Origin of the sequence: Pseudomonas taiwanensis (assembly GCF_013393345.1) — a bacterium.
GTDB lineage: Bacteria > Pseudomonadota > Gammaproteobacteria > Pseudomonadales > Pseudomonadaceae > Metapseudomonas > Metapseudomonas resinovorans_C.
On record NZ_QJRF01000070.1, the window covers coordinates 252,792 to 278,549 of the forward strand.

A 25,758-nucleotide genomic window follows, 5' to 3' on the forward strand; every position below is an offset into this window, starting at 1 on the left:
AACAAAAAAGCCGAGGCGGTGACCCGCGCTCGGCTTTTCTTTTACGGGCCCGCGAAAATCAGAGATTGCGCAAAGCATCCAGCAACGCCTGGTTCTGCTCGGGCGTGCCAATGGTGATGCGCAGGAACTGGGCAATGCGCTCCTGCTTGAAGTGCCGAACGATCACGCCCTGCTCACGCAAACCAGCAGCGATGCCGGCGGCGTCCTTCTGCGGATGGCGGGCGAAGACGAAGTTGGCCGCCGAGGGCAGTACCTCGAAGCCCAGCTTGCCCAGCTCAGCCACCAGCAGTTCGCGACTGTCGATCACCTTGCGGCAGGTTTCCTCGAAGTAGGCCTTGTCTTCGAAGGCGACCGCCGCGCCGGCGATGGCCATGCGATCCAGCGGGTAGGAGTTGAAGCTGTTCTTGATTCGCTCCAGTGCCTCGATCAGGTCCGGGTGGCCGACAGCCAGACCAACCCGCAGCCCCGCCAGGGAACGCGACTTGGACAGGGTCTGGGTCACCAGCAGGTTCGGATAGCGGTCCACCAGGCTGATAGCGGTCTCGCCACCGAAGTCGATGTAGGCCTCGTCCACCAGCACAACGGTATCCGGATTGGCCTTGAGCAGACGCTCGATGGCGTCCAGTGCCAGCAGGCAGCCAGTGGGCGCATTCGGGTTGGGGAAGACGATGCCACCATTGGGACGCGCGTAGTCCTCAACGCGGATCTGGAACTGTTCATCCAGCGGCAACGCCTCGAACGGGATGCCATACAACCCGCAGTAGACCGGATAGAAGCTGTAGCTCACATCCGGGAAGAGCAGCGGCTTGCCGTGCTGGAACAGACCGTGGAACGCGTGGGCCAGGACCTCGTCGGAGCCGTTGCCGACGAACACCTGGTTCGTCTGCACGCCGTAGTAGTCGGCGACTGCCTGCTTCAGGCGATCACTGTTCGGGTCCGGATACAGCCGCAGGTTGTCACCCACCTCGGCCTGCATGGCAGCTACTGCCTTGGGCGATGGGCCGTAAGGGTTCTCGTTGGTGTTCAGCTTGACCAGCTTCGCCAGCTTGGGCTGCTCGCCAGGAACGTAGGGCACCAGCCCCTTGACGAAGGGACTCCAGAATTTGCTCATGCTCACTCCCCCTTGATACGGAATTCGGCGCTGCGCGCGTGGGCGGTCAGGGACTCGCCGCGGGCCAGGATGGACGCTGTCTTGCCCAGTTCAGACGCACCGTCGGCCGAGCAGAAAATGATCGAGGAACGCTTCTGGAAGTCGTACACGCCCAGCGGCGAGGAGAAGCGCGCGGTGCCGGAGGTCGGCAGCACATGGTTCGGGCCGGCGCAGTAATCGCCCAGGGCTTCGGCGGTGTAGCGACCCATGAAGATGGCACCGGCATGGCGGATGTGCGGCAGCCAGGCCTGCGGATCGGCAACGGACAGTTCCAGGTGCTCGGGCGCGATGCGGTTCGCCACCTGGCACGCCTGAGCCTGGTCGGCCACGAGAATCAAAGCGCCACGATTCTGCAGGGAGGTGCGAATGATCTCGGCACGCTCCATGGTCGGCAGCAGTTTGTCGATGCTGGCGGCCACCTTGTCGAGGAAAGCGGCATCAGGACTGACCAGGATGGCCTGGGCGTCTTCGTCGTGCTCGGCCTGGGAGAACAGGTCCATGGCGATCCAGTCAGGATCGGTGCCGCCATCGCAGACCACGAGGATTTCCGACGGACCGGCGATCATGTCGATGCCGACCTGGCCGAAGACGTGACGCTTGGCCGTGGCGACATAGATGTTGCCCGGGCCTACGATCTTGTCCACCTGGGGGACGCTCTCGGTGCCATAGGCCAGTGCAGCCACAGCCTGGGCGCCGCCGATGGTGAAGACGCGGTCCACGCCGGCCACACAGGCGGCCGCGAGGACGATTTCATTGATTTCACCACGCGGCGTCGGCACGACCATCACCACTTCGGCGACACCGGCGACCTTCGCGGGAATCGCGTTCATCAGCACAGAGGACGGGTAGGACGCCTTGCCGCCGGGTACGTAAAGACCGGCGCGATCCAGCGGAGTCACCTGCTGGCCCAGCACCGTGCCGTCGGCTTCGGTGTAGGTCCAGGAATCCTGCTTCTGCTTCTCGTGGTAGCTGCGAACGCGAGCGGCAGCGGTTTCCAGTGCCTTGCGTTGCTCGGCGGTGATGCGCGTCAGGGCCAGTTCCAGCCGCTCGCGCGGCAGGATCAGTTCGGCCATGGTGGTCGCCGGCACACCGTCGAAACGCTGGGTGAATTCGACTACGGCAGCGTCCCCACGCTCACGCACGGCCTGGATGATGTCGAGGACACGTTGATTGACCGCTTCGTCGGACACGCTTTCCCAGCTCAGCAGATGATCCAGGTGTCGCGCGAAGTCCTGATCAGCGGCATTGAGTCGGCGGATGGCGATTGGAGCGGTCATAGCGGGCCTCTTGAATGGCAATTGCTCGGGCGCCGCTAGAGTAGCAAGCCCACCGTGCGGGCACCCGAGAATATTGGCTATGACACGGATAGGCGCGTGCGGCGCAGGGCCGCACTCAAGGTGTCAGCTTGGGTGTCGCGACTCGACCGCGCCGCGCAGCACTTCGATCAGTGCCTGGATGCGCGCGTGCTGCATCTTCATCGATGCCTTGTTGACGATCAGTCGCGAGCTGATGGTAGCGATCAGCTCCTGGGGTTCCAGGCCGTTGGCGCGCAGGGTATTGCCGGTGTCGACGACGTCGATGATCTTGTCGGCCAGGCCCACCAGGGGCGCCAGCTCCATCGAGCCATAGAGCTTGATCACGTCGACCTGGCGGCCCTGTTCGGCGTAGTAGCGCTTGGCGACGTTGACGAACTTGGTGGCGACACGCAGACGGCCCTTGGGCTCAGGCGCGCCGACCGCACCCGCGGTCATCAACTTGCAGCAGGCGATCCGGAGGTCCAGGGGCTCATACAGGCCCTGGCCGCCGTACTCCATCAGCACGTCCTTGCCGGCAACGCCGAGATCGGCCGCGCCATGCTCGACGTAGGTCGGCACGTCGGTGGCACGCACGATGAGCAGGCGCACATCCTCCTGGGTGGTGGGGATGATCAGCTTGCGGCTCTTGTCCGGATTCTCGGTGGGTACGATACCGGCCTCGGCAAGCAGCGGCAGGGTGTCGTCGAGAATTCGGCCCTTGGACAGCGCGATGGTGAGCATGAAACAGGATTTCCTTGGCTACGGCCCTCTACGGGCCTGTTGCGCGGTCTTAACGGACCGGCCCACTCAGGGCCGGCCCGCGTTTCGACCTAACCCGGCACGCGGCGAATCTTGGCGCCGAGCAACTGCAGTTTTTCTTCGATGCACTCGTAACCACGGTCGATGTGGTAGATGCGGTCGATCAGGGTATCGCCCTCTGCCACCAGGCCGGCGATCACCAGGCTGGCGGAAGCGCGCAGGTCGGTCGCCATGACCGGGGCGCCCTTGAGCTTCGGCACGCCGGTAACGATGGCGGTGTTGCCTTCCACCAGGATCTGAGCGCCCATGCGATTCATTTCGTAGACGTGCATGAAGCGGTTTTCGAACACGGTCTCGATCACTGCACCGGTGCCTTCAGCCACGGCGTTCATCGAGATGAACTGGGCCTGCATGTCGGTGGGGAATGCTGGGTACGGCGCAGTGCGCACGTTGACCGCTTTCGGGCGATTGCCCTTCATGTCCAGCTCGATCCAGTTGTTCCCGGTGTTGATGTGCGCACCGGCCTCTTCCAGCTTCTGCAGCACGGCTTCGAGGATGGTCGGATCGGTGTCCTTCAACTTGACGCGGCCACCCGTGGCAGCAGCGGCCACCAGGTAGGTGCCGGTTTCGATACGGTCGGGCATCACGTTGTAGCGAGCACCGCCGAGGCGCTTCACGCCATCGATGGTGATGGTGTCAGTGCCGGCGCCCTGGATCTGCGCACCCATGGCGATCAGGCAGTTGGCCAGGTCGACCACTTCCGGTTCACGGGCGGCGTTCTGGAGAACACTGCGGCCATTGGCCAGCGCTGCGGCCATCATGATGTTTTCGGTACCGGTCACACTGACGGTGTCGAAGAAGAAGTTGGCACCACGCAGGCCGCCGGCCGGAGCCTTGGCCTTGATGTAGCCGCCTTCGACGTCGATCTTCGCACCCATGGCCTCGAGGCCGCGGATGTGCAGGTCTACCGGACGGGAGCCGATGGCACAGCCGCCGGGCAGCGCGACTTCAGCTTCACCGAAGCGAGCCACCATCGGGCCCAGTACCAGGATGGAAGCGCGCATGGTCTTGACCAGCTCGTAGGGCGCGACCAGGGTCTTGATGCTGCTGGCGTCGACTTCGACGGCCAGCTTCTCGTCGATCACCGGCTGCACGCCCATGCGACCGAACAGCTCGATCATGGTGGTGATGTCGTGCAGGTGCGGTAGGTTGGCCACGGTGACCGGGGTATCGGCCAGCAGGGTAGCGGCCAGGATCGGCAACGCAGAGTTCTTCGCGCCGGAAATGCGGATCTCGCCATCGAGGCGTTGACCGCCGGTAATAATCAGTTTGTCCATAGCTCTCTCGAAAGCTGGCTCAGGAACGCTGGGCCCAATCGGCCTGGCTGAAGAATTTCATGGTGACGGCATGGATGCTGCCATCGGCGATCCAGGCATTCAGGTGGGCATACACCTGCTGCTGGCGCTTCACCGGGCTCAGGCCGGCCAGCTCGTCGCTGATCAGGTTCAACTGGAAGTTGCAGCCTTCCCCTTCAACTTCCACCTGGGTACCTGGCAGTTTCGCCTCCAGGAGGCTTTTCACTTCTACGGCCTGCATGCTCAACCTCAATCGGCGCCCAACGCGCGCGGGTCGGCCATGATACAAAAAAGCCCTCCGCCTGCGAACCCCGCGCGCTCGGGGCCTGACGGAGGGCCGTTGGACCGGCTCAAGCCTCCAGTGGCAGCAGCTCGGTCAGCCCGGAGACGTCGGCAATCTGCCGCATGTCCTCCGGCATTCCACGCACCGTCACCGACTTGCCGGCAGCACTGGCATCGCGCATGAACGCCAGCAGCAGGGCAAGGCCGACGCTGCTGGTCCTCTCGACTGCCGAGCAATCCAGCAGCACGGAGGCGGTACTGCTCGCCTGGATTAGTTGCCTACCGGCCTCCCGCAGTTGCGGTCCGGTGCTGTAATCGAGCACACCGACCAGGCGCAGCTCGCCCGGAGCGGCCTGTTCGATACGGGCCTCGCTCATTGACCGCCCGCCTGCTTGGCTTCTTCGGTCACTTTGGCCTTGGCGACCACTTCGGCCCAACCATTGATGGTCTTGTCGAGGTCATTGCCATTGCGCTGCATGCTGTCGGCGAACTGGTCGCGGAACAGCTTGCCGATGTTGATGCCATTGATGATCACGTTGCGCAGCATCCACTGCCCATTGATGCTCACCATGGTGTACGACACCGGATAGATGGAACCGCTGCGCCCCGTGACTTCCATATTGACGCTGGCGCGCCCATCGTCGCCCTCTTTGGCATTGATTACGCGGATGTTCTGGTTGTCGTACTCCAGCAAGGCGTTGCCGTAGAACTGGATCAGGCTGCGCTTGAAGTTCTCCTGGAAGCGGGTCATCTGCTCAGGAGTGGCGTTGCGCGAGTATTTCACGGTCATGATGCTGCGGGAGATGCCATCGGTATCCACCACTGGGCCGAGGATTCCGTTCAGAGCGTCGTAAAAGGCATCCGGGTCGGTGCGATATTGCTCTTTGTTGGCCTTCAGATCGGCCAGCAGTTGGTCGGTGGTCTTCTGCACCACATCGCGCGCGTTCGGCGCGGCGGTAGCCAGCAGGGGCAGGGCCGCCAGCAGGACCAGCAGGCCGTTTCGCAGGGCTTTGATCATGTTTCGAATCCTCATTTGCTTTCTTTGTTGACCGAGTTCAGCAGGAACTTGCCAATCAGGTCTTCCAGCACCAGGGCCGATTGGGTATCACGGATGGTGCCGCCTTCCTTGAGCAGTTCCTCGTCGCCACCGACGCTGATACCGATGTACTTCTCGCCCAGCAACCCGGCAGTGAGGATGGAAGCAGTGGAGTCCGTCGGCAGGTTGTCCACACGCTTCTCGACTTCCATCGTGACGCGACCGGTATAGCTATCGCGATCCAGATCAATGGCGGTGACCTTACCAATGGTGACACCGGCCATCGTGACCTTTGCTCTGACAGTCAAACCGGCAATATTGTCGAAATGCGCATAAAGCTTGTAGGTGTCATCACTGGCGCCGTAGGACAGGCCGCTGACCCGCAGGGCCAGAAGCAGCAAGGCCAACAGACCGGCCAGGAGGAACAGGCCGACACCAATCTCCAAGGTGCGGATTTGCATCAGAAATCTCCAAACATCAAGGCGGTCAGGATGAAGTCCAGCCCCAGCACGGCGAGTGAGGCGTAGACCACGGTTTTAGTCGTTGCGCGGCTGATCCCTTCCGAGGTCGGCTCGCAGTCGTAACCCTGGAACACGGCGATCCAGGTCACCACGAAGGCGAATACGACGCTCTTGATCACGCCGTTCAGCACATCCTCGGTGAATTGCACGCTGTTTTGCATGTTGGCCCAGAAGGAGCCCTCATAAACGCCCAGCCAGTCAACGGCCACCATGGCGCCGCCCCAGATGCCCACCACACTGAAGATTATCGCCAGCAGCGGCATCGAGATGAAACCGGCCCAGAGTCGTGGGGCGATTATGTACTTGAGCGGGTCGACACCGATCATTTCCAGACTGGAGAGCTGCTCGGTGGATTTCATGTTGCCGATCTCGGCGGTCAGCGCTGAACCCGCACGACCGGCGAAGAGCAGGCCGGTCACCACCGGACCGAGTTCCCGCAACAGGGTCAGCGCGACCATCTGCCCCACCGCCTGCTCTGAACCGTAGTCGACCAGGATGTTGTAGCCCTGCAGGGCCAGTACCATACCGATGAATACGCCGGAAACGACGATGATCGCCAGCGACAGCACCCCAACGGCATAGAGCTGCTTGAGCAGCAACTGGAAGCCATTGCCAACGCCGGTGCGACCGAACAGGGCATGCAACAGGAACAGCGTGGAGCGCCCCAGCGCTTCCAGCACGTCCAGACCGGAACGCCCGAGCAGGCGGATGCGCTCGAGCAAGGATTTCTTGCGCATCAGCGCCCCCCCAGCAGGTCTTTACGGTAATCAGGTGCCGGGAAATGGAAGGGCACCGGTCCATCCGGAATGCCTTTCATGAACTGGCGGATACGTGGGTTATCGGAATTCATCAGCTCGTCCGGGGTCCCCTGCCCCAGCACCTGGGCATCTCCCACTACATAGATGTAGTCAGCGATGCTGGCGGTTTCCGCCAGGTCGTGGGAGACCACGATGCTGGTGATACCGAGCGCGTCGTTGAGCAGACGAATCAAGCGCACCAGCACGCCCATGGCAATGGGGTCCTGGCCGACGAACGGCTCGTCGTACATCAAGATCTGCGGATCGAGGGCGATTGCACGCGCCAGCGCCACGCGCCGCTTCATGCCGCCGGACAGCTCGTCCGGCATCAGTTCGATAGCGCCGCGCAGCCCGACTGCCTGAAGTTTCAGCAGAACAATGTCACGAATCATTTCCTCGGGCAGTTTGGTGTGTACCCGCAGGGGAAATGCAACGTTCTCGAAGACATCCAGGTCGGTGAACAATGCACCGCTCTGGAACAGCACGCCAAACTGCTTGCGCATGTCGAACAAGTCGGCGCGGGAGAGTTTGGGCAGATTCTGTCCATTGACCCAGACCTCGCCACTGGCGGGCTTGAGCTGGGCGGCGATCAGGCGCAGCAGCGTGGTCTTGCCGCAGCCGGAAGGCCCCATGATGCCGGTGACCTTGCCGCGCGGGATACGGATGTCGACATCTTGGAAAATGCTGCGCGTGCCACGTTTGAAGGTAACCCCCTTCAATTCCACAGCGTAGGTGTTATCGGCACTCATCTAGACTCCTTGCGATACAGCCTCCCTTGAAGACGACGCGCCCCGACGCAAGGACACTCCGCCCGGGACGGGCCGAACAAGGCGCGAACTATATCACCGCGCTATTGCGCCTCCCAAGGCCGCGCCAGCGTCTGTTCAGCTTTGCGACAGCTTCCACGGCATTGGCGCGTGAGCTAAATCACCTTTATCGCTATAATCGGCGCCTTTTCCTTCGGCCACTTCACGCCCCATGAGCCAATCCAGCGATCTCATCAAGTCCGCACAACGCACTATCCAACTCGAACGCGAGGCGATCGACGCCCTCCTGCCGCGCATCGACGCCGATTTCGTTCGCGCCTGCGAGCTGATCCTGGCCTGCAAGGGACGCGTGGTGGTGGTAGGCATGGGCAAGTCCGGGCATGTCGGCAACAAGATCGCCGCCACTCTGGCCAGCACCGGCACACCGTCCTTCTTCGTCCACCCGGCCGAGGCCAGCCATGGCGACATGGGCATGATCACCCGTGAAGACGTGGTCCTGGCGCTCTCCAACTCCGGATCGACTGCCGAGATCGTCACCCTGCTGCCGCTGATCAAGCGCCTGGGGATCACCCTGATCAGCCTCACCGGCAAACCGGATTCGCCGCTGGCCAAGGCCGCGGCCGCCAATCTGGATGCCCGCGTGGCCCAGGAAGCCTGCCCACTGAACCTGGCCCCCACCTCTTCCACCACGGCCGCACTGGTTCTCGGCGATGCCCTGGCCATCGCCCTGCTGGAAGCCCGCGGTTTCACTGCCGAGGATTTCGCGTTTTCCCATCCGGGTGGCGCGCTTGGTCGTCGCCTGCTGCTGAAGGTGGAGAACATCATGCATGGCGGCGACAGCCTGCCCAGCGTTGCGCGCGGTACGCCGCTTCGCGAGGCACTCCTGGAAATGACCCGCAAGGGCCTGGGCATGACCGCGGTGGTGGAACCCGACGGCCACCTCGCCGGCATCTTTACCGACGGCGACCTGCGCCGCACCCTGGACAAGGGTGTCGACGTACGCCTGGCCAGCATCGACGATGTCATGACCATCCACGGCAAGACGGTACGCCCGGACATGCTTGCCGCCGAAGCGCTGAAGATCATGGATGACCACAAGATCAACGTACTGGTCGTGGTCGATGCAGATGACCGCCCCATCGGCGCGCTGCACATCCATGACATGACCCGCGCAGGAGTGATCTGATGAGCAATGAACTCCTCAGCCGCGCCAAGGCCGTCCGCCTGGCCGTGTTCGACGTGGACGGCGTGCTGACCGACGGCCGTCTCTACTTCCTGCCCGGAGGCGGAGAATTCAAGACGTTCAACACCCTCGACGGCCAGGGCATCAAGATGTTGATGAATGGCGGCGTTCGCACGGCCATCATCAGCGGTCGCCAGTCGGAAGTGGTCGAGCGCCGCGCACAGAATCTCGGCATCCAGCATCTGTTCCAGGGACGCGAAGATAAACTGGTTGTCCTTGATGGCCTGCTCGCGGAGCTGGGCCTGAACTATGACCAGGTCGCCTATCTCGGGGACGACCTGCCCGACCTGCCGGTAATTCGTCGTGTCGGCCTGGGCATGGCCGTGGCCAATGCCGACGCATTCGTTCGCGAACATGCCCACGGCATCACCCAGGCGCGTGGTGGCGAAGGCGCGGCCCGCGAGTTCTGCGAACTCATCCTGCGCGCCCAGGGCAGCCTGGAAGCGGCGCAAGCCGCTTATCTCTGAGGTTACCGATGCCAAAGAACATCCGCCTTGCGCTGTTCCTGATCCCGATCGCTGCGCTACTCATCGCCCTGGGGTACTGGAATATCCGCCCCGAAAGCTTCATGGACCGGACAAGCGCTCCAGGCAATGACAACGCCATCGATTTCTACGTGGAAAACGGCAAGAGCACCCAGTTCCAGGAAGACGGCAAGCTCCACTACGAAATGACTGCCACCCGCCTCGAACATATAAAGGCCACTGATGTCACACTGCTGACCAATCCTGACCTGCTTCTGCACCGCGGCACCGCCTATCCATGGCATGTGCAGAGCGAGCGTGGCGAAGTCGGCCCTGAAGGCAAGCAGGTCGAATTGATCGACAAGGTCCGAGTGGCGCGCACCGACGGCAAAGGGCGCCCGACCATCCTGACCACCAGCCGCCTGACCGTGTTCCCTGACGAGGAATATGCGCAGACCCAGCAAGCCGTTAGAATCGACGCGGCCAATGGGGTGACCACGGCGCAAGGAATGAAAGCGTACTTGAATGACAGCAGGATGATCCTGCAGTCCAATGTAAGAGGCCAGCATGAGGTTCGTTAAAACCCTCCCCCTGTTGCTCAGCCTGGGCACCGCACTCGGAAGTGCTGCCGCCTGGGCCCTGCCCACGGACCGCGATCAACCGATCCGCGTCCAGGCCGACAGCGCCGAGCTCGATGACAAGCAAGGCGTCGCCGTCTACCGCGGCAACGTCGTGATCACCCAGGGCACCCTGAAGATCACCGGCGACACCGTCACCATCACCCAGGACGCGAATGGCGATGTCGAGGTCTTCACCTCTGTCGGCAAGCCCGCGTACTACGAACAGAAGCCCGCAGTGGACAAGGAAATCGTCAAGGCCTATGGCCTGACCATCCAATACTTCGCTGCCAACGAGCGCATCATCCTGCTCGACCAGGCCAAGGTGGTCCAGGAAGGTAATACCTTCGAAGGCGAGAAGATCGTCTATGACACCCAGCGCCAGATCGTCAACGCAGGACGCGCTACCGGCACCAATGTCAGCACGCCGCGTCCGCGGATCGACATGGTCATCCAGCCGAAGAAGAAAGAGCAGAAAGCACAGTAATGGCGACTCTCAAAGCCCAGCATCTGGCCAAGAGCTACAAGAGCCGCCAGGTGGTACGCGATGTCAGCCTGTCGATCGACAGCGGACAGATCGTTGGCCTTCTCGGCCCCAACGGCGCCGGCAAGACCACCTGCTTCTACATGATCGTCGGCCTCGTCCAGGCCGACCAGGGCCGCGTCCTGATCGACCAGCAGGATGTCACCCACCAGCCCATGCACGGCCGCGCCCGTGCGGGTATCGGCTATCTGCCGCAGGAAGCCTCGATCTTCCGCAAGCTCAGCGTCGCGGACAACATCATGGCGATCCTCGAGACCCGCAAGGACCTGGATCGCGCCGCACGCCGCAAGGAGCTGGAAAGCCTGCTGCAGGAGTTCCACATCAGCCACATCCGCGACAGCCTCGGCATGAGCCTGTCGGGCGGTGAGCGGCGTCGTGTGGAAATCGCCCGTGCACTGGCCACCTCCCCAAAATTCATCCTGCTGGACGAACCCTTCGCCGGCGTGGACCCCATTTCCGTGGGCGACATCAAGCAGATCATCCATCACCTCAAGGCCAAGGGAATCGGTGTACTTATCACCGACCACAACGTGCGTGAGACCCTGGACATCTGCGAGACCGCCTACATTGTCAGTGACGGACAACTGATCGCAGAAGGTAGCGCGGAAGCCATCCTGGCCAACCAGTTGGTGAAGGAAGTCTATCTGGGCCACGAGTTCCGCCTGTAGCGTCCCGCGACATCGCCTACAAGATGGCTTGCGCGAGCTAGGAAAATCCTTCAAGGTCAGGCATATAATTTGCTTCCTGGTGGCGCTTAGGCGCCCTGTAGTGGATGGCGCGTGAGCGCCGGCGAATCAAGGTGCAAAGCCCTCTGCCATGAAACCATCGCTAGTCCTCAAGATGGGCCAGCAGCTGACGATGACCCCGCAGCTGCAACAGGCCATCCGCCTACTCCAACTCTCCACCCTGGACCTCCAGCAGGAGATCCAGGAAGCGTTGGAATCCAACCCGATGCTCGAGCGGCAGGAGGATGGCGACGATTTCGACACCTCCGACCCAATGGCCGAAGGTGACCAGCAGCCCAATACGGGCAGCCAGGAAACCAGCTTCCAGGAGTCCAGCGTCGAAACCAATGCCGAAGCCATGGAAGATGGCGAATGGCATGAGCGCATTCCGAGCGAGCTGCCGGTCGACACAGCCTGGGAAGACGTCTACCAGACTAGCGCCAGCAGCCTGCCGAGCAACGATGACGACGAGTGGGATTTCACCTCGCGCACCTCGGTCGGCGAAAGCCTGCAAAGCCACCTGCTCTGGCAGCTGAACCTGGCTCCCATGTCGGACACCGACCGCCTGATCGCGGTCACCCTGATCGACTGCATCAATAACGACGGTTACCTCGAAGAGTCGCTGGCGGAAATCGTCGAAGCCTTCGACCCTGAGCTCGGCATCGAACTGGACGAAGTCGAAGTCGTCCTCCATCGCATCCAGCAGTTCGAGCCCGCCGGCATCGGCGCCCGCGACCTGCGCGAATGCCTGATCCTGCAACTCCGCCAACTGCTACCAGGCACCCCGTGGCTGACCGAGGCCCTGCGCCTGGCCGGCGACTTCCTCGATCTGCTCGGCAGCCGTGACTACAGCCAGCTGATGCGGCGTATGAAGGTCAAGGAAGACGAGCTGCGTCAGATCATCGAACTGATCCAGGCCCTGAATCCGCGTCCCGGCTCGCAGATCGAAGCCAGCGAACCTGAGTACGTGGTGCCCGACGTGATCGTCCGCAAGCACAACGAACGCTGGCTGGTCGAACTGAACCAGGAAGCCGTGCCACGCCTGCGGGTCAATCCGCACTACGCCGGTTTCGTGCGTCGCGCCGATTCCAGCGCCGACAACACCTTCATGCGCAATCAGCTTCAGGAAGCGCGCTGGTTCATCAAGAGCCTGCAGAGCCGCAACGAGACCCTGATGAAGGTCGCCACCCAGATCGTCGAGCACCAGCGCGGCTTCCTGGAATATGGCGACGAGGCGATGAAGCCCCTGGTCCTGCACGACATCGCCGAAGCCGTGGGCATGCACGAGTCCACCATTTCGCGCGTGACCACGCAGAAATACATGCACACTCCCCGCGGAATCTACGAGCTGAAGTACTTCTTCTCCAGCCACGTCAGCACCTCGGAAGGCGGCGAATGTTCGTCTACCGCGATCCGCGCGATCATCAAAAAACTGGTCGCGGCGGAAAATCCGAAAAAGCCGTTGAGCGACAGCAAGATCGCTGGTTTACTGGAGGCACAGGGCATTCAAGTGGCCCGTCGCACAGTAGCCAAGTATCGCGAATCCCTTGGGATAGCGCCTTCCAGCGAGCGGAAGCGACTGATGTGACGCGGAAATTGACCCACGCCAAAGTGTTCCGGTGGCAGGCCCGTTAGCCTGTCTCTTATACACGGGCAATAAGGAGAAAGCGGTATGCAAGTCAACATCAGTGGACATCAACTGGATGTGACCGACGCCCTGCGCGATTATGTCGGCGAGAAACTTGGCCGGCTCGAGCGCCACTTCGACAAGATCACCAATGTGCAAGTCATCATGGAGGTCGAGAAACTGAAGCAGAAGATCGAAGCCACCTTGCACATCGCTGGTGGGGAGGTCGTGGCCAATGCGGAACATGAAGACATGTACGCTGCCATCGACCTGCTTACCGACAAACTTGACCGCCAACTGATCAAACACAAGGAAAAGCAGTTGAATCGCCAGCAGGGCGCTACGGCCCGCTGACACTCTTCCCCTTCCTATGATTCGACTCGAGCAAATCCTGACCCCCGGCCGTTCCCTGGTGAACGTGCCGGGTGGCAGCAAAAAGCGTGTACTGGAACAGATTGCCAAGCTGGTTTCCCGTGATCTTCCCGACCTCGACAACCAGGATATCTTCGAAAGCCTGGTAGCCCGGGAGAAGCTCGGCTCCACCGGTTTCGGCAACGGCATCGCCATTCCCCACTGTCGCCTCACCGGCTGCATGGCGCCCATAAGCGCCGTGCTGCGCCTTGACGCTCCAGTCGATTTCGACGCCATCGATGGCGCTCCCGTTGACCTGCTGTTCGTCCTGCTGGTCCCGGAAGCTGCTACCGATGAGCACCTTGAACTGCTCCGACAGATAGCCAGCATGCTCGACCGCAGCGATGTACGCGAGCGACTACGCCAGGCTCCCGACAGCGCCAGCCTCTACCAGGTAGTGGTGGACGTGCAGAGCGGACGCTAGGGCTTCACCATGCGCCTGATCATCGTCAGCGGCCGCTCCGGGTCGGGCAAGAGCACCGCCCTCGATGTTCTCGAGGACCACGGCTACTACTGCATCGACAACCTCCCCGCCGGCCTGCTTCCCGAGTTGGCCGAACGGGCACTGTTGCATACCGAGCTGCTGCAACCCCAGGTCGCCGTCTCCATCGACGCGCGCAACCTGCCCAGCCATTTGCAACGCTTCCCCGAGCTACTCGCCGAGGCGCGCAATCGTCACATCAAATGCGATGTGCTCTACCTCGACGCCGAGCACGACACCCTGCTCAAGCGCTTCTCTGAAACGCGCCGGCGCCATCCGCTGACCAATGACAATCGTTCCCTGGCCGAAGCCATTCGGGACGAGGAAGTGCTGCTGGCGCCCATTGCCGATCTCGCAGACCTGAAGATCGACACCACGCATCTCAACCTCTATCAGCTGCGTGACAGCATCAAGCTACGCCTGCTCAATCAACCCGAGCCCGGCACGGCCTTCCTGATCGAATCCTTCGGCTTCAAGCGCGGCATGCCTGTGGATGCTGACCTGGTGTTCGACGTGCGCTGCCTGCCCAACCCCTACTGGAAGCCTGAATTGCGCGACCATTCGGGGCTTGATTCGGTAGTGGCCGAATACCTTGCCGGCCAGCCGGATGTGGAGGAGATGTATCAGGATATCCACAGCTACCTGAGCAAATGGCTGCCACGCTTCGCTGCCAGCAACCGGGCTTATGTCACCATCGCCATCGGCTGCACCGGCGGGCATCACCGCTCGGTGTACATTGCCGATCGCCTGGGAGCGGCACTGAAACCCAGTTTGAAGAATGTCCAGGTTCGCCACCGCGACCTCAGTTAGAAGGATTGGAAAACGCGATGCCTGCCTGCGAGATCACGATCATCAACAAGCTCGGCCTGCACGCCCGGGCGGCGGCGAAGTTCGTCGGCGTGGCCGGTCGCTATCCCTGCCAGATCCGCGTCGGCCGCACCCCCGAAAGCCTGGTCGACGGCAAGAGCATCATGGCGGTGATGATGCTGGCTGCGGGCAAGGGCACGCCCATCCACCTGCATACCGAAGGCGATCAGGACGACGACGCCCTCAACGCCTTGATCGAGCTGATCAATAACAAGTTCGACGAAGGTGAGTGACGGTCATTTGCCCCAATGAATAACGCGCCCATCGGGGCGCGTTTTTCATTCTGGGGACAGGCAGCCTCAGCTACCGGCCACCGTCATTTTCTCGATGAGCACCGAGCCGGTGCGGATATTGCCACGCAGCTCCAGGTCACTGCCCACCGCCAGGATCTGGCGGAACATATCCTTGAGATTGCCGGCAATGGTCACTTCCTGCACCGGGAACTGGACTTCGCCGTTCTCCACCCAGTAGCCAGCGGCGCCACGGGAGTAGTCGCCGGTCACCATGTTCAGCCCCTGCCCCATCAGCTCGGTCACCAGCAGGCCGCGGCCCATGCGACGCAACAGCGCTGTGAGGTCTTCCTGGCCATGGCTGACGAAGAGGTTGTGCACGCCGCCGGCGTTAGCGGTGCTCGGCAGGCCCAGCTTGCGGCCGGAATAGGTGCCGAGGATGTAGGACACCAACTCGCCTTTCTCGACGAAGGGCTTGGCATAGGTCGCCAGGCCGTCGTTGTCGAAGGCCGCGCTGGCCATGGCTCGCGGAATATGCGGACGCTCGTCGATGGACAGCCACTCGGGGAACAACCGCTGGCCCAGGGCCCCCTCGAGGAACGAGGATTTGCGGTACAGGTTGCCGCCGGAAATGGCGCCGAGGAAGCTGCTGAACAAGCCTGTGGCCAGCTCGGCGGCGAACAGCACCGGCACCTCGCAGGTGGGCACCGGGCGGGCGCCAAGGCGGGCCGCGGTGCGTTCGGCAGCGCGACGGCCAATGCTGGCCGGATCGGCAAGCTGGCTGCCAATGCGGCTGACGTCATACCAGTAGTCGCGCTGCATCTGCCCCTGTTGCTCGGCAATCATCACGCAACTCAGGCTGTGCCGCGTGCTCGCATAACCACCGACGAAACCATGGCTGTTGCCGTAAACGCGGCAACCCTGATGGGTATTGAGGGTGGTGCCGTCCGCCTTGCTGACGCGCTTGTCAGTCTCGAATGCCGCCGTCTCGCAGATCAGCGCCTGCTCCACCGCCTGCTCGGGGGTGATCGACCAGGGATGGTAGAGATCCAGTTCCGGCAGATCACGGGCCATCAGCGCTGCATCGGCCAGACCGGCGCACTCGTCCTCGGAAGCATGCTTGGCGATGGCGAGCGCAGCGGCGACGGTTTCGCGAATCGCGTCCTCACCGCTGGCCGAGGTGCTGGCCGAGCCCTTGCGCTGGCCGACATACAGGGTGATGCCGAATCCCTGATCACGGTTGAACTCGACCGTTTCCACCTCGCCATGGCGAACCGTGGTGGAGAGTCCCTGCTCTACTGAAACAGCCACCTCACAGGCGCTGGCGCCCTGGCGCCGGGCCTCGGCGAGGATGCGTTCGACCCGCGCCTGCAGTTCCGGCAATGCTTCCGGGCCGACCACTTCTACTTCACTCATAGCCACTCCAGTTCAAATAGTGTTCGACGCGGCAGGCGCAACCTGGCGCCTTGCCGCATTTACCGCACTCCGGCGGCGCCAGCCGGGCCGGACAACGCGGCCCCGACTGGTTATCATGGCGGCGTTTCCCATTGGACCACCCCCATGTCTGAATTCCTCGACGACGACTTCTCTGGCGAGAAGAGTAAATCCCAGGTCAAACGCGAGCTGCATGCCCTGCAGGAACTCGGCGAACGCCTGACCACCTTCAAGGCCGACGTGCTGGCCAAGCTGCCGCTGACCGACGCCCTGCAAAAAGCCCTGGCGGAAGCGCCGAAGCACAAGGCGAACGTCGCCCGCAAACGGCACATCCAGTACATCGGCAAGCTCATGCGCGAGCAGGACGTCGAGGCCATCGTCGCCCTCATCGACCAACTCGACAGCTCCACCCGCGAGTACAACGAACGCTTCCACGCGCTGGAGCGCTGGCGCGACCGCCTGATCGAAGGTGGCGATACCGCCCTGGAAAGCTTCGTCGCCGACTACCCGGAAACCGACCGCCAGCACCTGCGCGGCCTCATCCGTCATGCCCAGCACGAAGCAGCCCACAACAAACCGCCGGCCGCCGCGCGCAAGGTGTTCAAATACATCCGCGACCTGGACGAAGCCAAGCGCGGCTTGCGTTGATCCTTCCGGGGGCCGGCATCAGGCCCCCGTCCCACCGACCGTGATCGCATCGATCTTCAGGGTCGGCTGACCCACGCCAACGGGCACCGACTGCCCGTCCTTGCCGCAGGTACCCACGCCGCTGTCCAGCGCCAGGTCATTGCCGACCATGGACACCCGGCTCATCGCCTCCGGACCGTTGCCGATCAGGGTGGCGCCCTTCACCGGCGCGGTGATCTTGCCGTTCTCGATCAGGTAGGCCTCGCTGGTGGAGAAGACGAACTTGCCGCTGGTGATATCCACCTGACCGCCGCCCAGGTTGGCGCAATAGATGCCGCGTTCCACCGACGCAATGATTTCCTGGGGATCGCTCTTGCCGGCCAGCATGTAGGTGTTGGTCATGCGCGGCATCGGCAGGTGCGCATAGGACTCACGACGGCCGTTGCCAGTGCGCGCCACCTTCATCAGGCGGGCGTTGAGCTTGTCCTGCATGTAGCCCTTGAGCACGCCATTTTCGATCAGGGTAGTGCATTGGGTCGGCGTGCCTTCGTCGTCGACGCTGAGGGAACCACGGCGATAGGCCAGGGTACCGTCATCGACGATGGTGCAGAGGCTGGATGCGACTTTCTCGCCGATGCGACCGCTGTAGGCTGAGCTGCCCTTGCGGTTGAAGTCGCCTTCGAGGCCGTGACCCACGGCTTCGTGCAGCAGTACGCCGGACCAGCCCGCCCCCATCACCACCGGCAAGGTGCCAGCCGGTGCCGGAATGGCTTCCAGGTTGACCAGCGCCTGGCGCAGTGCCTCACGGGCGTAGCCCATGGCACGGTCTTCCTGAAGGAAGTAACGGTAGTCGGTACGCCCGCCGCCACCGTGGCCCCCACGCTCGCGACGACCATTCTGCTCGACGATGACGCTGACGTTGAAACGCACCAATGGGCGCACATCCGCGCCCAGGCTGCCATCGCTGGCGGCAATCAGAATACGTTCCCAGACACCGGCCATGCTCACGGTGACCTGCTTGATGCGCGGGTCCAGCGCGCGGGTCGCGGCGTCCACCTGCTTCAGCAATTCCACTTTCTCGGCACGGCTGATCACGTCCAGCGGGCTGCTGGAATCATAGAGCCGGGTGATCTGCGGGCTGGCGAAGGCCTGGACTCGACCTTCCTGGCCAGCACGGGAAATCGAACGTGCGGCACGCGCCGCCTGACGCAGCGCTTCGCCGGTGATGGCATTGCTGTAGGCGAAACCGGTCTTTTCGCCTGACTGGGCACGCACGCCCACGCCTTGATCGAGGTGGAAGCTGCCTTCCTTGACGATGCCGTCCTCCAGCACCCAGGACTCGGAGATCTGTCCCTGGAAGTAGAGATCAGCGGCATCGATACCAGGACCTGCCAACTCGCCGAGGATCTCCGGCAACTGCTCGATGCTGAGGTCGCCGGGCGCCAGCAGATGCTCGCTGACGGATAACAAGAGGTCGCTCATAACTTCTCCGTACGCGCCGGCCCGGGAATGGCCGGCGTAATGAATCTTCTGTGGGTGCTTACCGGCATGCGCTGGCGAACGGCCGCCTGTTCGGCGGCATCGCGTTCCGCAATCAGTACGGCTTCGCCACTGGCCTTCTCGGCCAGTACACGGCCCCACGGGTCGACGATGGCGGAATGGCCGAAGGTTTCCCGTGGGCCGGGATGCACACCGCCCTGCCCGGCTGCCAGCAGGTAGCATTGGGTTTCGATGGCACGGGCGCGGACCAGCACCTGCCAGTGAGCGGCGCCCGTGACGGCGGTAAAGGCCGCGGGTGCGCTGATCAGTTCGGCACCGGCCTCGCGGAGGGCGCCATAAAGCTCAGGGAAACGCAGGTCGTAGCAAACGGTCAGGCCAAGGCGCCCCACCGGCGTATCGGCCACCACCACCTGGGCGCCATGGGCATAGTCATCGGACTCACGATAGCGGCCACGGTTGTCAGCCACATCCACATCGAACAGATGGATCTTGTCGTAACGCGCAACCCGCTCACCCTGCTCATCGATCAGCAGGGAACAGGCGTTCGCCTTGTCCGCTGGCCGTCCGTCGGGCGGCAAGGGCAAAGTGCCCGCCACTATCCACAGCTTGAGATCACGTGCTGCCTGGCGCAGCCAGGGCAGGATCGGACCCTGCCCTTCTGCTTCGGCGCGGCCCAGGTCGGCCAGGTCGCGACGACCGATGGCCGCGAAGTTCTCTGGCAGCACGGCCAGGCGGGCGTCACTTTCAGCGGCCTGCTCCAGCAGGCGCCGGGCGCTGGTGAGGTTGGCCAGGACATCGTCCTGACTGACCATCTGAATCACGGCAAGGGACATCGGAATCTCCGCACAAGGCATGGGATGCATGCTAACCCAAGCCACGAAAGCTCGCTTTACTGACCATGTGGAAACTACTGCGCTCGGTGATGCTGCGTTGAAAACAGCCTCGCGCGCGAGTCCGATCAAAATGCTCATTTACAACATGTAAACTGCGCTTTTTCGGCTGTTTTACTCGCTGGCGCTCACCCTCCGGGCCAGCCTACGGCTGTTACTCCCGTTGGTCATTGCGCCTTGCCTGACCTTCGCTCGCGACGTTTCCACAGGGTCATTTCAGCGAGACTTTTCAAATGGCTTTTCAAAGGTGATCTTGGGGCTCTTCCAGGAACCTTCAACCTTGTATTGCACGCTGGCGAAGCGCGCCACCTTGTCGCCCAGCAACTTGTCCACGACGAAAAGTGCGCCGCCAATGGCCGGCGCACCGACGATCAGCGCCGCCAGTGGCAGGTTGTTGGTTACCGGGAGAGTCACCAGCAGTTTGGCGTCGATGCGATCGGCGGCCAGGTCCAGGGTGCCATCCAGTTCCAGCCCGCTGGACGGGCCTTCGAGGGTGATCGGTTTACGCGTCACGAAGCGCCCTTCGCTCCCCACCAGCAATCCTTTCACCCGGTCATAGGCCAGGCCTTTGCCCAGCAAATCGGAGAAGTCCAGACGCAAGCGACGGCCGATGGAATTGAAGTTGAGCAGGCCGAACACCCGCAGCGCCTGGGCGCCGCCTTCCACTTCGATGAACTGGCCATTACGCAGGCTGGCATCCAGGGAGCCGGAGAATCGTTTCAGGCTGACCCAGGCGGGAGATCCGGGCCAGCGGCCATCGGCGTCGAGGCGGAAGCGCTCGCTGGTGGCTGAGGGTGCGAAGTTCCAGGCCTTGAGCACATCAGCCAGGTTCTTGCCTTCGAGCCGCCCCTTGTACCAGGACGCACTGCCTTCAGCCGCTTCTTCCCAACCTGCCGTCCCCGAGACCTTCAGCCCCTTGAGGTCGAGGTCCAGTTCACTGAACGCCACGCCCTTGGCGCTGGGACGAGCCTTGAACGACCAGGCCCCCAGCGGCGAGTCGCCCAGCATCACCTGATCGATACGCACGTCCATTGCAGGGACCTTATGGGGGTCGATGCCCGCCAGAGGGTCGGGCTTGGCGTCGGCTTCCGCATCGTTTTCAGGGGGCTCGGGCAGCCGAATCTGCTTCATGCGGATGGCGATAGGCACATCCTTGGCGTCCGCCATCACGACCGTTCCCTGCATGAGGGCGCTGTCCAGCCCGAGATTCCAGCCCGTACTGGAGCGGTCGAGGTTGACCTTGAGATTCTCGAAGATCGTGCCGAAGCCCTTGAACTGGCCGATCTCCAGATCGGCGCTGCGCAACATGCGGGCCTTTTCGGCGCTGTCCTTCGGTGTGTATTGCTTGGCCAGCGCCAGCCAGGGCGCTGTGTCCAGCTCCGCGACCCGGCCCCGGACTCGCAAGCCCTTGGTACCCGGCACCGTTGCGGCGCCACCGCCCAGCACCAGCTCGCCACGTCCGTCCTCCAGCTTGCCCACCGGTGCCGCCAGGGCGAGGCTGGCGAGCCCTGCGTAGTCCAGCCAATAGCTCCGCTCGTCACCTTCCAGGGTCATGCGCCAGCTGGCATCGCGACTGTCATCGGCGGCCTTGCCGAAAGGAGCGGGCACGTCGATCGCCAGGCCCTTCAGATTGGAGTCGATGCGCAGCTGGCTGTTCGGACCGTCCAGGCTCAGGTTCAGGCTGTAGGGCAAGGTGCCCGACGCCGGCAACTGCTGGGTGACGCCGAGCCATTTGGTGAGGTCGTTCAGGGCGATGCTGCCCGTGGCGAGGATTCGGGAGCGGGCCTTGCCGTTGCTGCCCTCGGCCTTGGCACTGGCGCGGACCTCACGGCCGAACGCATGGCCACGAATATCCTGGGCGCTGAGCCCCGTGTCGGTGTCGTAGCGGAAGGCGCCCTTGAGCTGGCTGAGGGACAACTCCGGACGGGCGATCTTCAACTGCGCATCCCGGGTGGCGAGGTCCACCACCACATGGGGCGGATGCCCCTTCTCCAACGGGATGTCCAGCTTCAAGTTGCCATCGAGGGTGCCCTGCCCTTGCCAGCCGGCGAAGATGTTCGCCGTTTCCATCGGGGCCTCCTGAAGGATTTTCAGTCCATCGGTGAAGCTGCTGTCGAGCTTGGCATCCAGTTGCAGGCGCGGCACTTGCCCGGGCTCGACATGGGGCACCTCGGCCTCGGCATCGCTCACCCGCGAGTCGAGGATGCGCCCGGCCGGCACCTTGATGCGCACGCCGCTGTCCTCGATGAATACGTCGCCCCGAGCCTCGCGCAGCTCCGGCCAGCCGGGCTGATAGGCGAGTTCGGCATCGTGGACCTTGAAAAACAGGCTGATGGAGCGGGCCGATGGACTTGCCTCACGGGCCAGGGAGCCCTGGTACTGGAAGAAGCCCTCGTCCACCGCGCCGCCCTTGATCGCCTGCTTGAGCCATTTGGCCAGGGCCGGGCTAAGCCCTGGGGACCGGGTGGGCAGGTACTTTTCGGTGTAGCGGGCATCACCATTGCGCAACCCCACGCGCAAATCCATGTAGTCCTCCGCCTCGGGATCGCGCATTAGCCGGATCAACATATCGCCGGCAATGCTGCCCTCCTCGCCTTCCAGCCGCATGTAAGGGCTGGCCAGGGTCACGGCGGTTTCGTCCAGGCTCCAGGTCAGCCGGGCATTGGCCTCCCGATAGCGCCAGGCCTTGGGGAACAGGTGATCGAGGTGCAGGGCGAAGTCACTCGAATCCAGCCGCAGTTCACCCTGGTGGAGATCACCCGCCACGCTGCCGCTGACGTTCTCGACCGCCGGGGCGCCGTGGTAAGCGTCGATACCGACGGCATCCAGGTTGCTGCTGAACTCCAGCCGTTTGGCACCTTCCTGTTGCGGACGGTATTGCAGGCTGAGGTTGCGCAGGGCACCGCGAGGCTTGAGGCCGGCGACGGCGGCTGCCGCCTGCTCGGGAAGCGGCGCGAGCGCCTCCACTACGGGCAGCAGCGGCCCCACGTCGAGACGATCGGCAACCAGCGACCATTCCGGCTGCTCGCCGGACTTGTGGTCGAGACGCAGGTGAGCCTCGCCCCAACGCTCCTTGCCGATGTTCGCGGCAAGCGAATCGAGCAGGACCTGAAAACCTTCATCGTTGCGGGTAAAGAAGACATTCAACCCGAGGTTCGCGAGGGTGACCGCCTTGCGCTCGGCATAGGCGCCGCGAACCTCCGGCGCATGCAGACGCATTGCCGCACGCTGCAGATCGCCCTTGGCCCACTCGCCCCAGATTTCGCCGCCGGCCTGCAGGCGCTGCAGATGCCACTCGCGGGTGAGGCCGGCAGGCAGCCAGCGTGCCCAGTCGGTTTGCGGCAGGCTGAGATAGAGTTCGGCCTCGCTCTGCAGCCAGGCGTCGGCATTGAGACGGGAACGCAGCCGCACGGCCATGGGTTGCCCATCCGGCAGTGTCAGGTGGCCATCGAGGCGCTGGCGACTACCGCTGGCCCTCAGGCTGAGGCTGACATCGGTAAGGCTTGCGGGCTTCTGCCCGTGCGGCCCCAGGGTGAGCCGGCTGTTCAGCACGGATACGAGACCGACCTGCTTCAACAGGTCGCGCAACTGCCCTGGACCCGGCAGGGGCTTGTTGGAACTGGAAGTGAGCCCTTCGAGCTGCCACTTGCCGGCCTCATCCTGGCGCAAGCCAAGCTGCACCCCGTCCAGTTCCAGGCGGGCAATCCGTGGCTGTTGCGCCAGCAGGCTGCCCATCACGTCGGGCATCAGACGAAGCTGATCCAGGCGCAGGGCATTTTCACCCTCCCCCAGCACCACATCGTGAGCGACCAGCAACGGAGACAGTCCATGCCAGCGGCCCTCCAGGGCGCCAAGCGTCACCCGCTGCCCCAGCGCTGCCGACGCCTTGGCTTCCGCCTCGGTGCGGTACTCGGCCACCAGGGGCACGAGCTCCCGTCCGAGGCTGACGTAGAGCGCGGCCAGCACCAGGAAAAGCGCGCAAAGTGCCAGCGACCAGCGCAGGAAGCGCATCAACCAGCGGGCGAAGGCGTCCACTCAGCGCCTCAGAGCAGGACCACGTCGTACTGTTCCTGGGAATACATGGTTTCCACCTGGAACTTGATCGGACGCCCGATGAAGGCCTCCAGATCGGCGACGTTGCCCGATTCTTCGTCCAACAGGCGATCCACGACTTTCTGGTTCGCCAGCACCAGGTAGCCTTCCGCCTGATAGGCGCGGGCCTCCCGCAGGATTTCGCGGAAGATTTCGTAGCAGATGGTTTCCGCGGTCTTCAGCAGGCCCCGCCCCTGGCAACTGACGCAGGGCTCGCAGAGCACCTGGATCAGGCTCTCGCGGGTGCGCTTGCGGGTCATCTGCACCAGGCCGAGTTCGGTGATGCCGATGATGTTGGTCTTGGCGTGGTCGCGCTCCAGCTGTTTCTCCAGGGTCCGCAGTACCTGGCGCTGGTGTTCTTCATCTTCCATGTCGATGAAGTCGATGATGATGATGCCGCCCAGGTTGCGCAGGCGCAGCTGGCGGGCGATGGCGGTGGCAGCCTCGAGGTTGGTCTTGAAGATGGTCTCTTCGAGGGTGCGGTGACCAACGAAGGCGCCAGTGTTCACATCGATGGTGGTCATCGCCTCTGTCGGGTCGATGATCAGATAGCCGCCGGATTTCAGCAGGACCTTGCGCTCTAGGGCCTTCTGGATTTCGTCCTCGACGCCGTAGAGGTCGAAGATTGGCCGCTCGCCAGGGTAGTGCTCCAGGCGGTCGGCGACCTCCGGCATCAGTTCATCGACGAACTGGGTGACTTTCTGGAAGGTTTCGCGCGAATCGATGCGGATCTTCTCGATGCGCGGATTGACCAGGTCGCGCAGGGTTCGCAGGGCCAGGCTCAGGTCTTCGTAGATGACCGAGGGCGATGAAGCGGTCTGCATCTGCGAGGAGATCTGCTCCCACAGACGGCGGAGATAGCGGATGTCCGCAAGGATCTCGTCGGCGCGAGCACCATCGGCGGCGGTCCGCAGGATGAAGCCACCCGCTTCCTCGATGCCCTCGGCGGCGATGCAATCGGCCACGACCTGCTTGAGGCGCTCACGCTCGGCCTCGTCCTCGATCTTCAGGGAAATGCCCACATGGCTGGTGCGCGGCATGTACACCAGGTAACGCGAGGGAATCGACAGCTGGGTCGTCAAGCGAGCGCCCTTGCTGCCGATCGGGTCCTTGGTGACCTGCACCACCAGGCTCTGGCCTTCGTGGACCAAGGCACTGATGCTTTCCACCGCGCTGCCTTCGCGGTTGCTGATTTCCGAGGCATGGATGAACGCGGCACGGTCCAGGCCGATATCGACAAACGCCGCCTGCATACCCGGCAGTACCCGCACCACCTTGCCCTTGTAGATGTTGCCGACGATGCCCCGACGCAGGGTGCGCTCGACATGCACCTCCTGCAGCACGCCGTTCTCCACCACCGCCACGCGCGACTCCATTGGGGTGATGTTGATCAGAATCTCTTCGCTCATGCCGTTGACCTATCCCAGGTGCTGCCAACAAGGAATGCCGAAACCGGCGAGCAACTCCGCCGTTTCCAGCAGCGGCAATCCCACTACCGCTGAATAACTGCCTTCAACGCGACTGACGAATACCGCACCCAGCCCCTGAATAGCGTAGCTGCCGGCCTTGTCGGCGGGTTCGCCGCTGGCCCAATAGGTTTCCAGCTCGGCTCGCGCGATGGGGCGGAAGCGCACCCGGCTCGCAACGACACGCGTTTCGCAGCGGTTCGCGGAGGCCAGGGCGATGGCGGTGAGCACTTCGTGCTCGCGGCCGGACAACAATTCGAGGGTCGCCAGGCCGTCGTCGCGATCGGCCGGCTTGCCGAGAATGCGACCCTCCAGCACAACCGCGGTATCCGCACCCAGCACGCAGGAGTCGCCAGGCTCGGCCAGGCTGGCGAGGCCGGCCAGCGCTTTCTCGCGGGCCAGGCGCTCGACGTAGGCCGAAGCGACTTCGTCAGGCTGGGCGGTTTCGTCGATGGAAGCGATCAGGGTGACATGGGGAACGCCGATCTGCGCCAGCAGTTCACGCCGGCGCGGCGACCCCGAAGCCAGGTACAGCGTGGCCATGCGGACTTCTCCCTGTCGAGGACAGAGGCTTGCGA

The 25,758-nt window shown here is 63.1% G+C and carries 27 protein-coding genes; 11 read left to right on the forward strand and 16 right to left on the reverse strand.

The genetic code is table 11. The features are described from left to right. Positions 1-58: 58 nt before the first annotated feature. From hisC to DM872_RS24110, 10 genes are all read right to left on the reverse strand, one after another. Entirely contained in the window at positions 59-1,111 is a 1,053-nt protein-coding gene (gene hisC / locus DM872_RS24065; protein WP_179061776.1) for a histidinol-phosphate transaminase, read from the reverse strand. Positions 1,112-1,113: 2 nt separating this feature from the next. After that, positions 1,114-2,427 (reverse strand): histidinol dehydrogenase, encoded by a 1,314-nt coding sequence (gene hisD, locus DM872_RS24070; RefSeq protein ID WP_179061777.1) that lies wholly within the window; start codon positions 2,425-2,427, stop codon positions 1,114-1,116. A 123-nt stretch (positions 2,428-2,550) separates the two neighbouring features. Further along, positions 2,551-3,186, reverse strand: coding sequence for an ATP phosphoribosyltransferase (gene hisG, locus DM872_RS24075; RefSeq protein ID WP_179061778.1), 636 nt, complete (start codon positions 3,184-3,186; stop codon positions 2,551-2,553). Positions 3,187-3,275: 89 nt separating this feature from the next. Further along, on the reverse strand, positions 3,276-4,541 hold the full coding sequence (murA, locus tag DM872_RS24080) for a UDP-N-acetylglucosamine 1-carboxyvinyltransferase (protein ID WP_179061779.1): 1,266 nt from the start codon (positions 4,539-4,541) through the stop codon (positions 3,276-3,278). A gap of 19 nt (positions 4,542-4,560) precedes the next feature. Further along, complete coding sequence (locus DM872_RS24085; protein WP_077525005.1) at positions 4,561-4,800, reverse strand: BolA family protein; 240 nt, start codon at positions 4,798-4,800, stop codon at positions 4,561-4,563. A 109-nt stretch (positions 4,801-4,909) separates the two neighbouring features. Continuing rightward, positions 4,910-5,218, reverse strand: coding sequence for an STAS domain-containing protein (locus DM872_RS24090; protein ID WP_179061780.1), 309 nt, complete (start codon positions 5,216-5,218; stop codon positions 4,910-4,912). Next, on the reverse strand, positions 5,215-5,859 hold the full coding sequence (locus tag DM872_RS24095; protein ID WP_179061781.1) for an MlaC/ttg2D family ABC transporter substrate-binding protein: 645 nt from the start codon (positions 5,857-5,859) through the stop codon (positions 5,215-5,217). Before DM872_RS24095 ends, DM872_RS24090 begins: the two co-directional genes overlap by 4 nt. A gap of 11 nt (positions 5,860-5,870) precedes the next feature. Next, the gene (gene mlaD / locus DM872_RS24100) at positions 5,871-6,338 is read right to left on the reverse strand and encodes an outer membrane lipid asymmetry maintenance protein MlaD (protein WP_179061782.1); all 468 of its coding nucleotides are present in this window, start codon (positions 6,336-6,338) and stop codon (positions 5,871-5,873) included. Continuing rightward, on the reverse strand, positions 6,338-7,135 hold the full coding sequence (gene mlaE / locus DM872_RS24105) for a lipid asymmetry maintenance ABC transporter permease subunit MlaE (RefSeq protein WP_179061783.1): 798 nt from the start codon (positions 7,133-7,135) through the stop codon (positions 6,338-6,340). The genes mlaD and mlaE overlap by 1 nt, the downstream gene beginning before the upstream one ends. Next, positions 7,135-7,944 carry an ATP-binding cassette domain-containing protein gene (locus tag DM872_RS24110; RefSeq protein WP_179061784.1) on the reverse strand — a complete coding sequence of 270 codons (810 nt, stop codon included), beginning with the start codon at positions 7,942-7,944 and terminating at the stop codon, positions 7,135-7,137. Before DM872_RS24110 ends, mlaE begins: the two co-directional genes overlap by 1 nt. Before the next feature lie 229 nt (positions 7,945-8,173). On the opposite strand from DM872_RS24110, the gene DM872_RS24115 reads away from it, so the two are divergent. The 10 genes from DM872_RS24115 (at position 8,174) to DM872_RS24160 (ending at position 15,174) form a co-directional block, all read left to right on the forward strand. Further along, positions 8,174-9,148 (forward strand): KpsF/GutQ family sugar-phosphate isomerase, encoded by a 975-nt coding sequence (locus DM872_RS24115; protein ID WP_179061785.1) that lies wholly within the window; start codon positions 8,174-8,176, stop codon positions 9,146-9,148. Then, positions 9,148-9,672 carry a KdsC family phosphatase gene (locus DM872_RS24120; RefSeq protein ID WP_179061786.1) on the forward strand — a complete coding sequence of 175 codons (525 nt, stop codon included), beginning with the start codon at positions 9,148-9,150 and terminating at the stop codon, positions 9,670-9,672. Before DM872_RS24115 ends, DM872_RS24120 begins: the two co-directional genes overlap by 1 nt. An 8-nt stretch (positions 9,673-9,680) precedes the next feature. Next, positions 9,681-10,250 carry an LPS export ABC transporter periplasmic protein LptC gene (lptC, locus tag DM872_RS24125; RefSeq protein ID WP_179061787.1) on the forward strand — a complete coding sequence of 190 codons (570 nt, stop codon included), beginning with the start codon at positions 9,681-9,683 and terminating at the stop codon, positions 10,248-10,250. Then, complete coding sequence (gene lptA, locus DM872_RS24130) at positions 10,237-10,773, forward strand: lipopolysaccharide transport periplasmic protein LptA (protein ID WP_179061788.1); 537 nt, start codon at positions 10,237-10,239, stop codon at positions 10,771-10,773. The genes lptC and lptA overlap by 14 nt, the downstream gene beginning before the upstream one ends. Further along, the gene (lptB, locus tag DM872_RS24135) at positions 10,773-11,498 is read left to right on the forward strand and encodes an LPS export ABC transporter ATP-binding protein (protein WP_077525015.1); all 726 of its coding nucleotides are present in this window, start codon (positions 10,773-10,775) and stop codon (positions 11,496-11,498) included. The genes lptA and lptB overlap by 1 nt, the downstream gene beginning before the upstream one ends. A gap of 148 nt (positions 11,499-11,646) precedes the next feature. Beyond that, positions 11,647-13,143: an RNA polymerase factor sigma-54 gene (locus DM872_RS24140; RefSeq protein ID WP_179061789.1), complete on the forward strand. Its 1,497-nt coding sequence runs from the start codon at positions 11,647-11,649 to the stop codon at positions 13,141-13,143. A gap of 84 nt (positions 13,144-13,227) precedes the next feature. Continuing rightward, positions 13,228-13,536, forward strand: coding sequence for a ribosome hibernation-promoting factor, HPF/YfiA family (gene hpf, locus DM872_RS24145; RefSeq protein ID WP_028628496.1), 309 nt, complete (start codon positions 13,228-13,230; stop codon positions 13,534-13,536). Between the two features lie 16 nt (positions 13,537-13,552). Further along, complete coding sequence (gene ptsN / locus DM872_RS24150; protein ID WP_077525017.1) at positions 13,553-14,017, forward strand: PTS IIA-like nitrogen regulatory protein PtsN; 465 nt, start codon at positions 13,553-13,555, stop codon at positions 14,015-14,017. A 9-nt stretch (positions 14,018-14,026) separates the two neighbouring features. Beyond that, the gene (gene rapZ, locus DM872_RS24155) at positions 14,027-14,884 is read left to right on the forward strand and encodes an RNase adapter RapZ (protein ID WP_179061790.1); all 858 of its coding nucleotides are present in this window, start codon (positions 14,027-14,029) and stop codon (positions 14,882-14,884) included. Between the two features lie 17 nt (positions 14,885-14,901). Continuing rightward, on the forward strand, positions 14,902-15,174 hold the full coding sequence (locus DM872_RS24160) for an HPr family phosphocarrier protein (protein WP_179061791.1): 273 nt from the start codon (positions 14,902-14,904) through the stop codon (positions 15,172-15,174). A gap of 66 nt (positions 15,175-15,240) precedes the next feature. Here DM872_RS24160 and pmbA read toward each other — a convergent pair whose 3' ends face one another. Next, positions 15,241-16,587: a metalloprotease PmbA gene (pmbA, locus tag DM872_RS24165; protein WP_179061792.1), complete on the reverse strand. Its 1,347-nt coding sequence runs from the start codon at positions 16,585-16,587 to the stop codon at positions 15,241-15,243. Positions 16,588-16,731: 144 nt separating this feature from the next. On the opposite strand from pmbA, the gene yjgA reads away from it, so the two are divergent. Then, positions 16,732-17,253 carry a ribosome biogenesis factor YjgA gene (gene yjgA, locus DM872_RS24170; RefSeq protein ID WP_256873462.1) on the forward strand — a complete coding sequence of 174 codons (522 nt, stop codon included), beginning with the start codon at positions 16,732-16,734 and terminating at the stop codon, positions 17,251-17,253. 18 nt (positions 17,254-17,271) lie between these two features. On the opposite strand, the gene tldD is transcribed toward yjgA, so the two are convergent. The 5 genes from tldD to DM872_RS24195 form a co-directional block, all read right to left on the reverse strand. Beyond that, a complete protein-coding gene (gene tldD / locus DM872_RS24175; RefSeq protein WP_179061793.1) occupies positions 17,272-18,714 on the reverse strand; it encodes a metalloprotease TldD in 1,443 nt (480 codons plus the stop codon). After that, on the reverse strand, positions 18,711-19,565 hold the full coding sequence (locus DM872_RS24180; RefSeq protein ID WP_179061794.1) for a carbon-nitrogen hydrolase family protein: 855 nt from the start codon (positions 19,563-19,565) through the stop codon (positions 18,711-18,713). Before DM872_RS24180 ends, tldD begins: the two co-directional genes overlap by 4 nt. A 273-nt stretch (positions 19,566-19,838) precedes the next feature. After that, on the reverse strand, positions 19,839-23,657 hold the full coding sequence (locus tag DM872_RS24185) for a YhdP family protein (protein ID WP_373273738.1): 3,819 nt from the start codon (positions 23,655-23,657) through the stop codon (positions 19,839-19,841). 8 nt (positions 23,658-23,665) lie between these two features. After that, positions 23,666-25,123 carry a ribonuclease G gene (rng, locus tag DM872_RS24190; RefSeq protein ID WP_179061795.1) on the reverse strand — a complete coding sequence of 486 codons (1,458 nt, stop codon included), beginning with the start codon at positions 25,121-25,123 and terminating at the stop codon, positions 23,666-23,668. Between the two features lie 9 nt (positions 25,124-25,132). Further along, positions 25,133-25,723 (reverse strand): Maf family protein, encoded by a 591-nt coding sequence (locus tag DM872_RS24195; RefSeq protein WP_179061796.1) that lies wholly within the window; start codon positions 25,721-25,723, stop codon positions 25,133-25,135. Positions 25,724-25,758 lie beyond the last annotated feature (35 nt).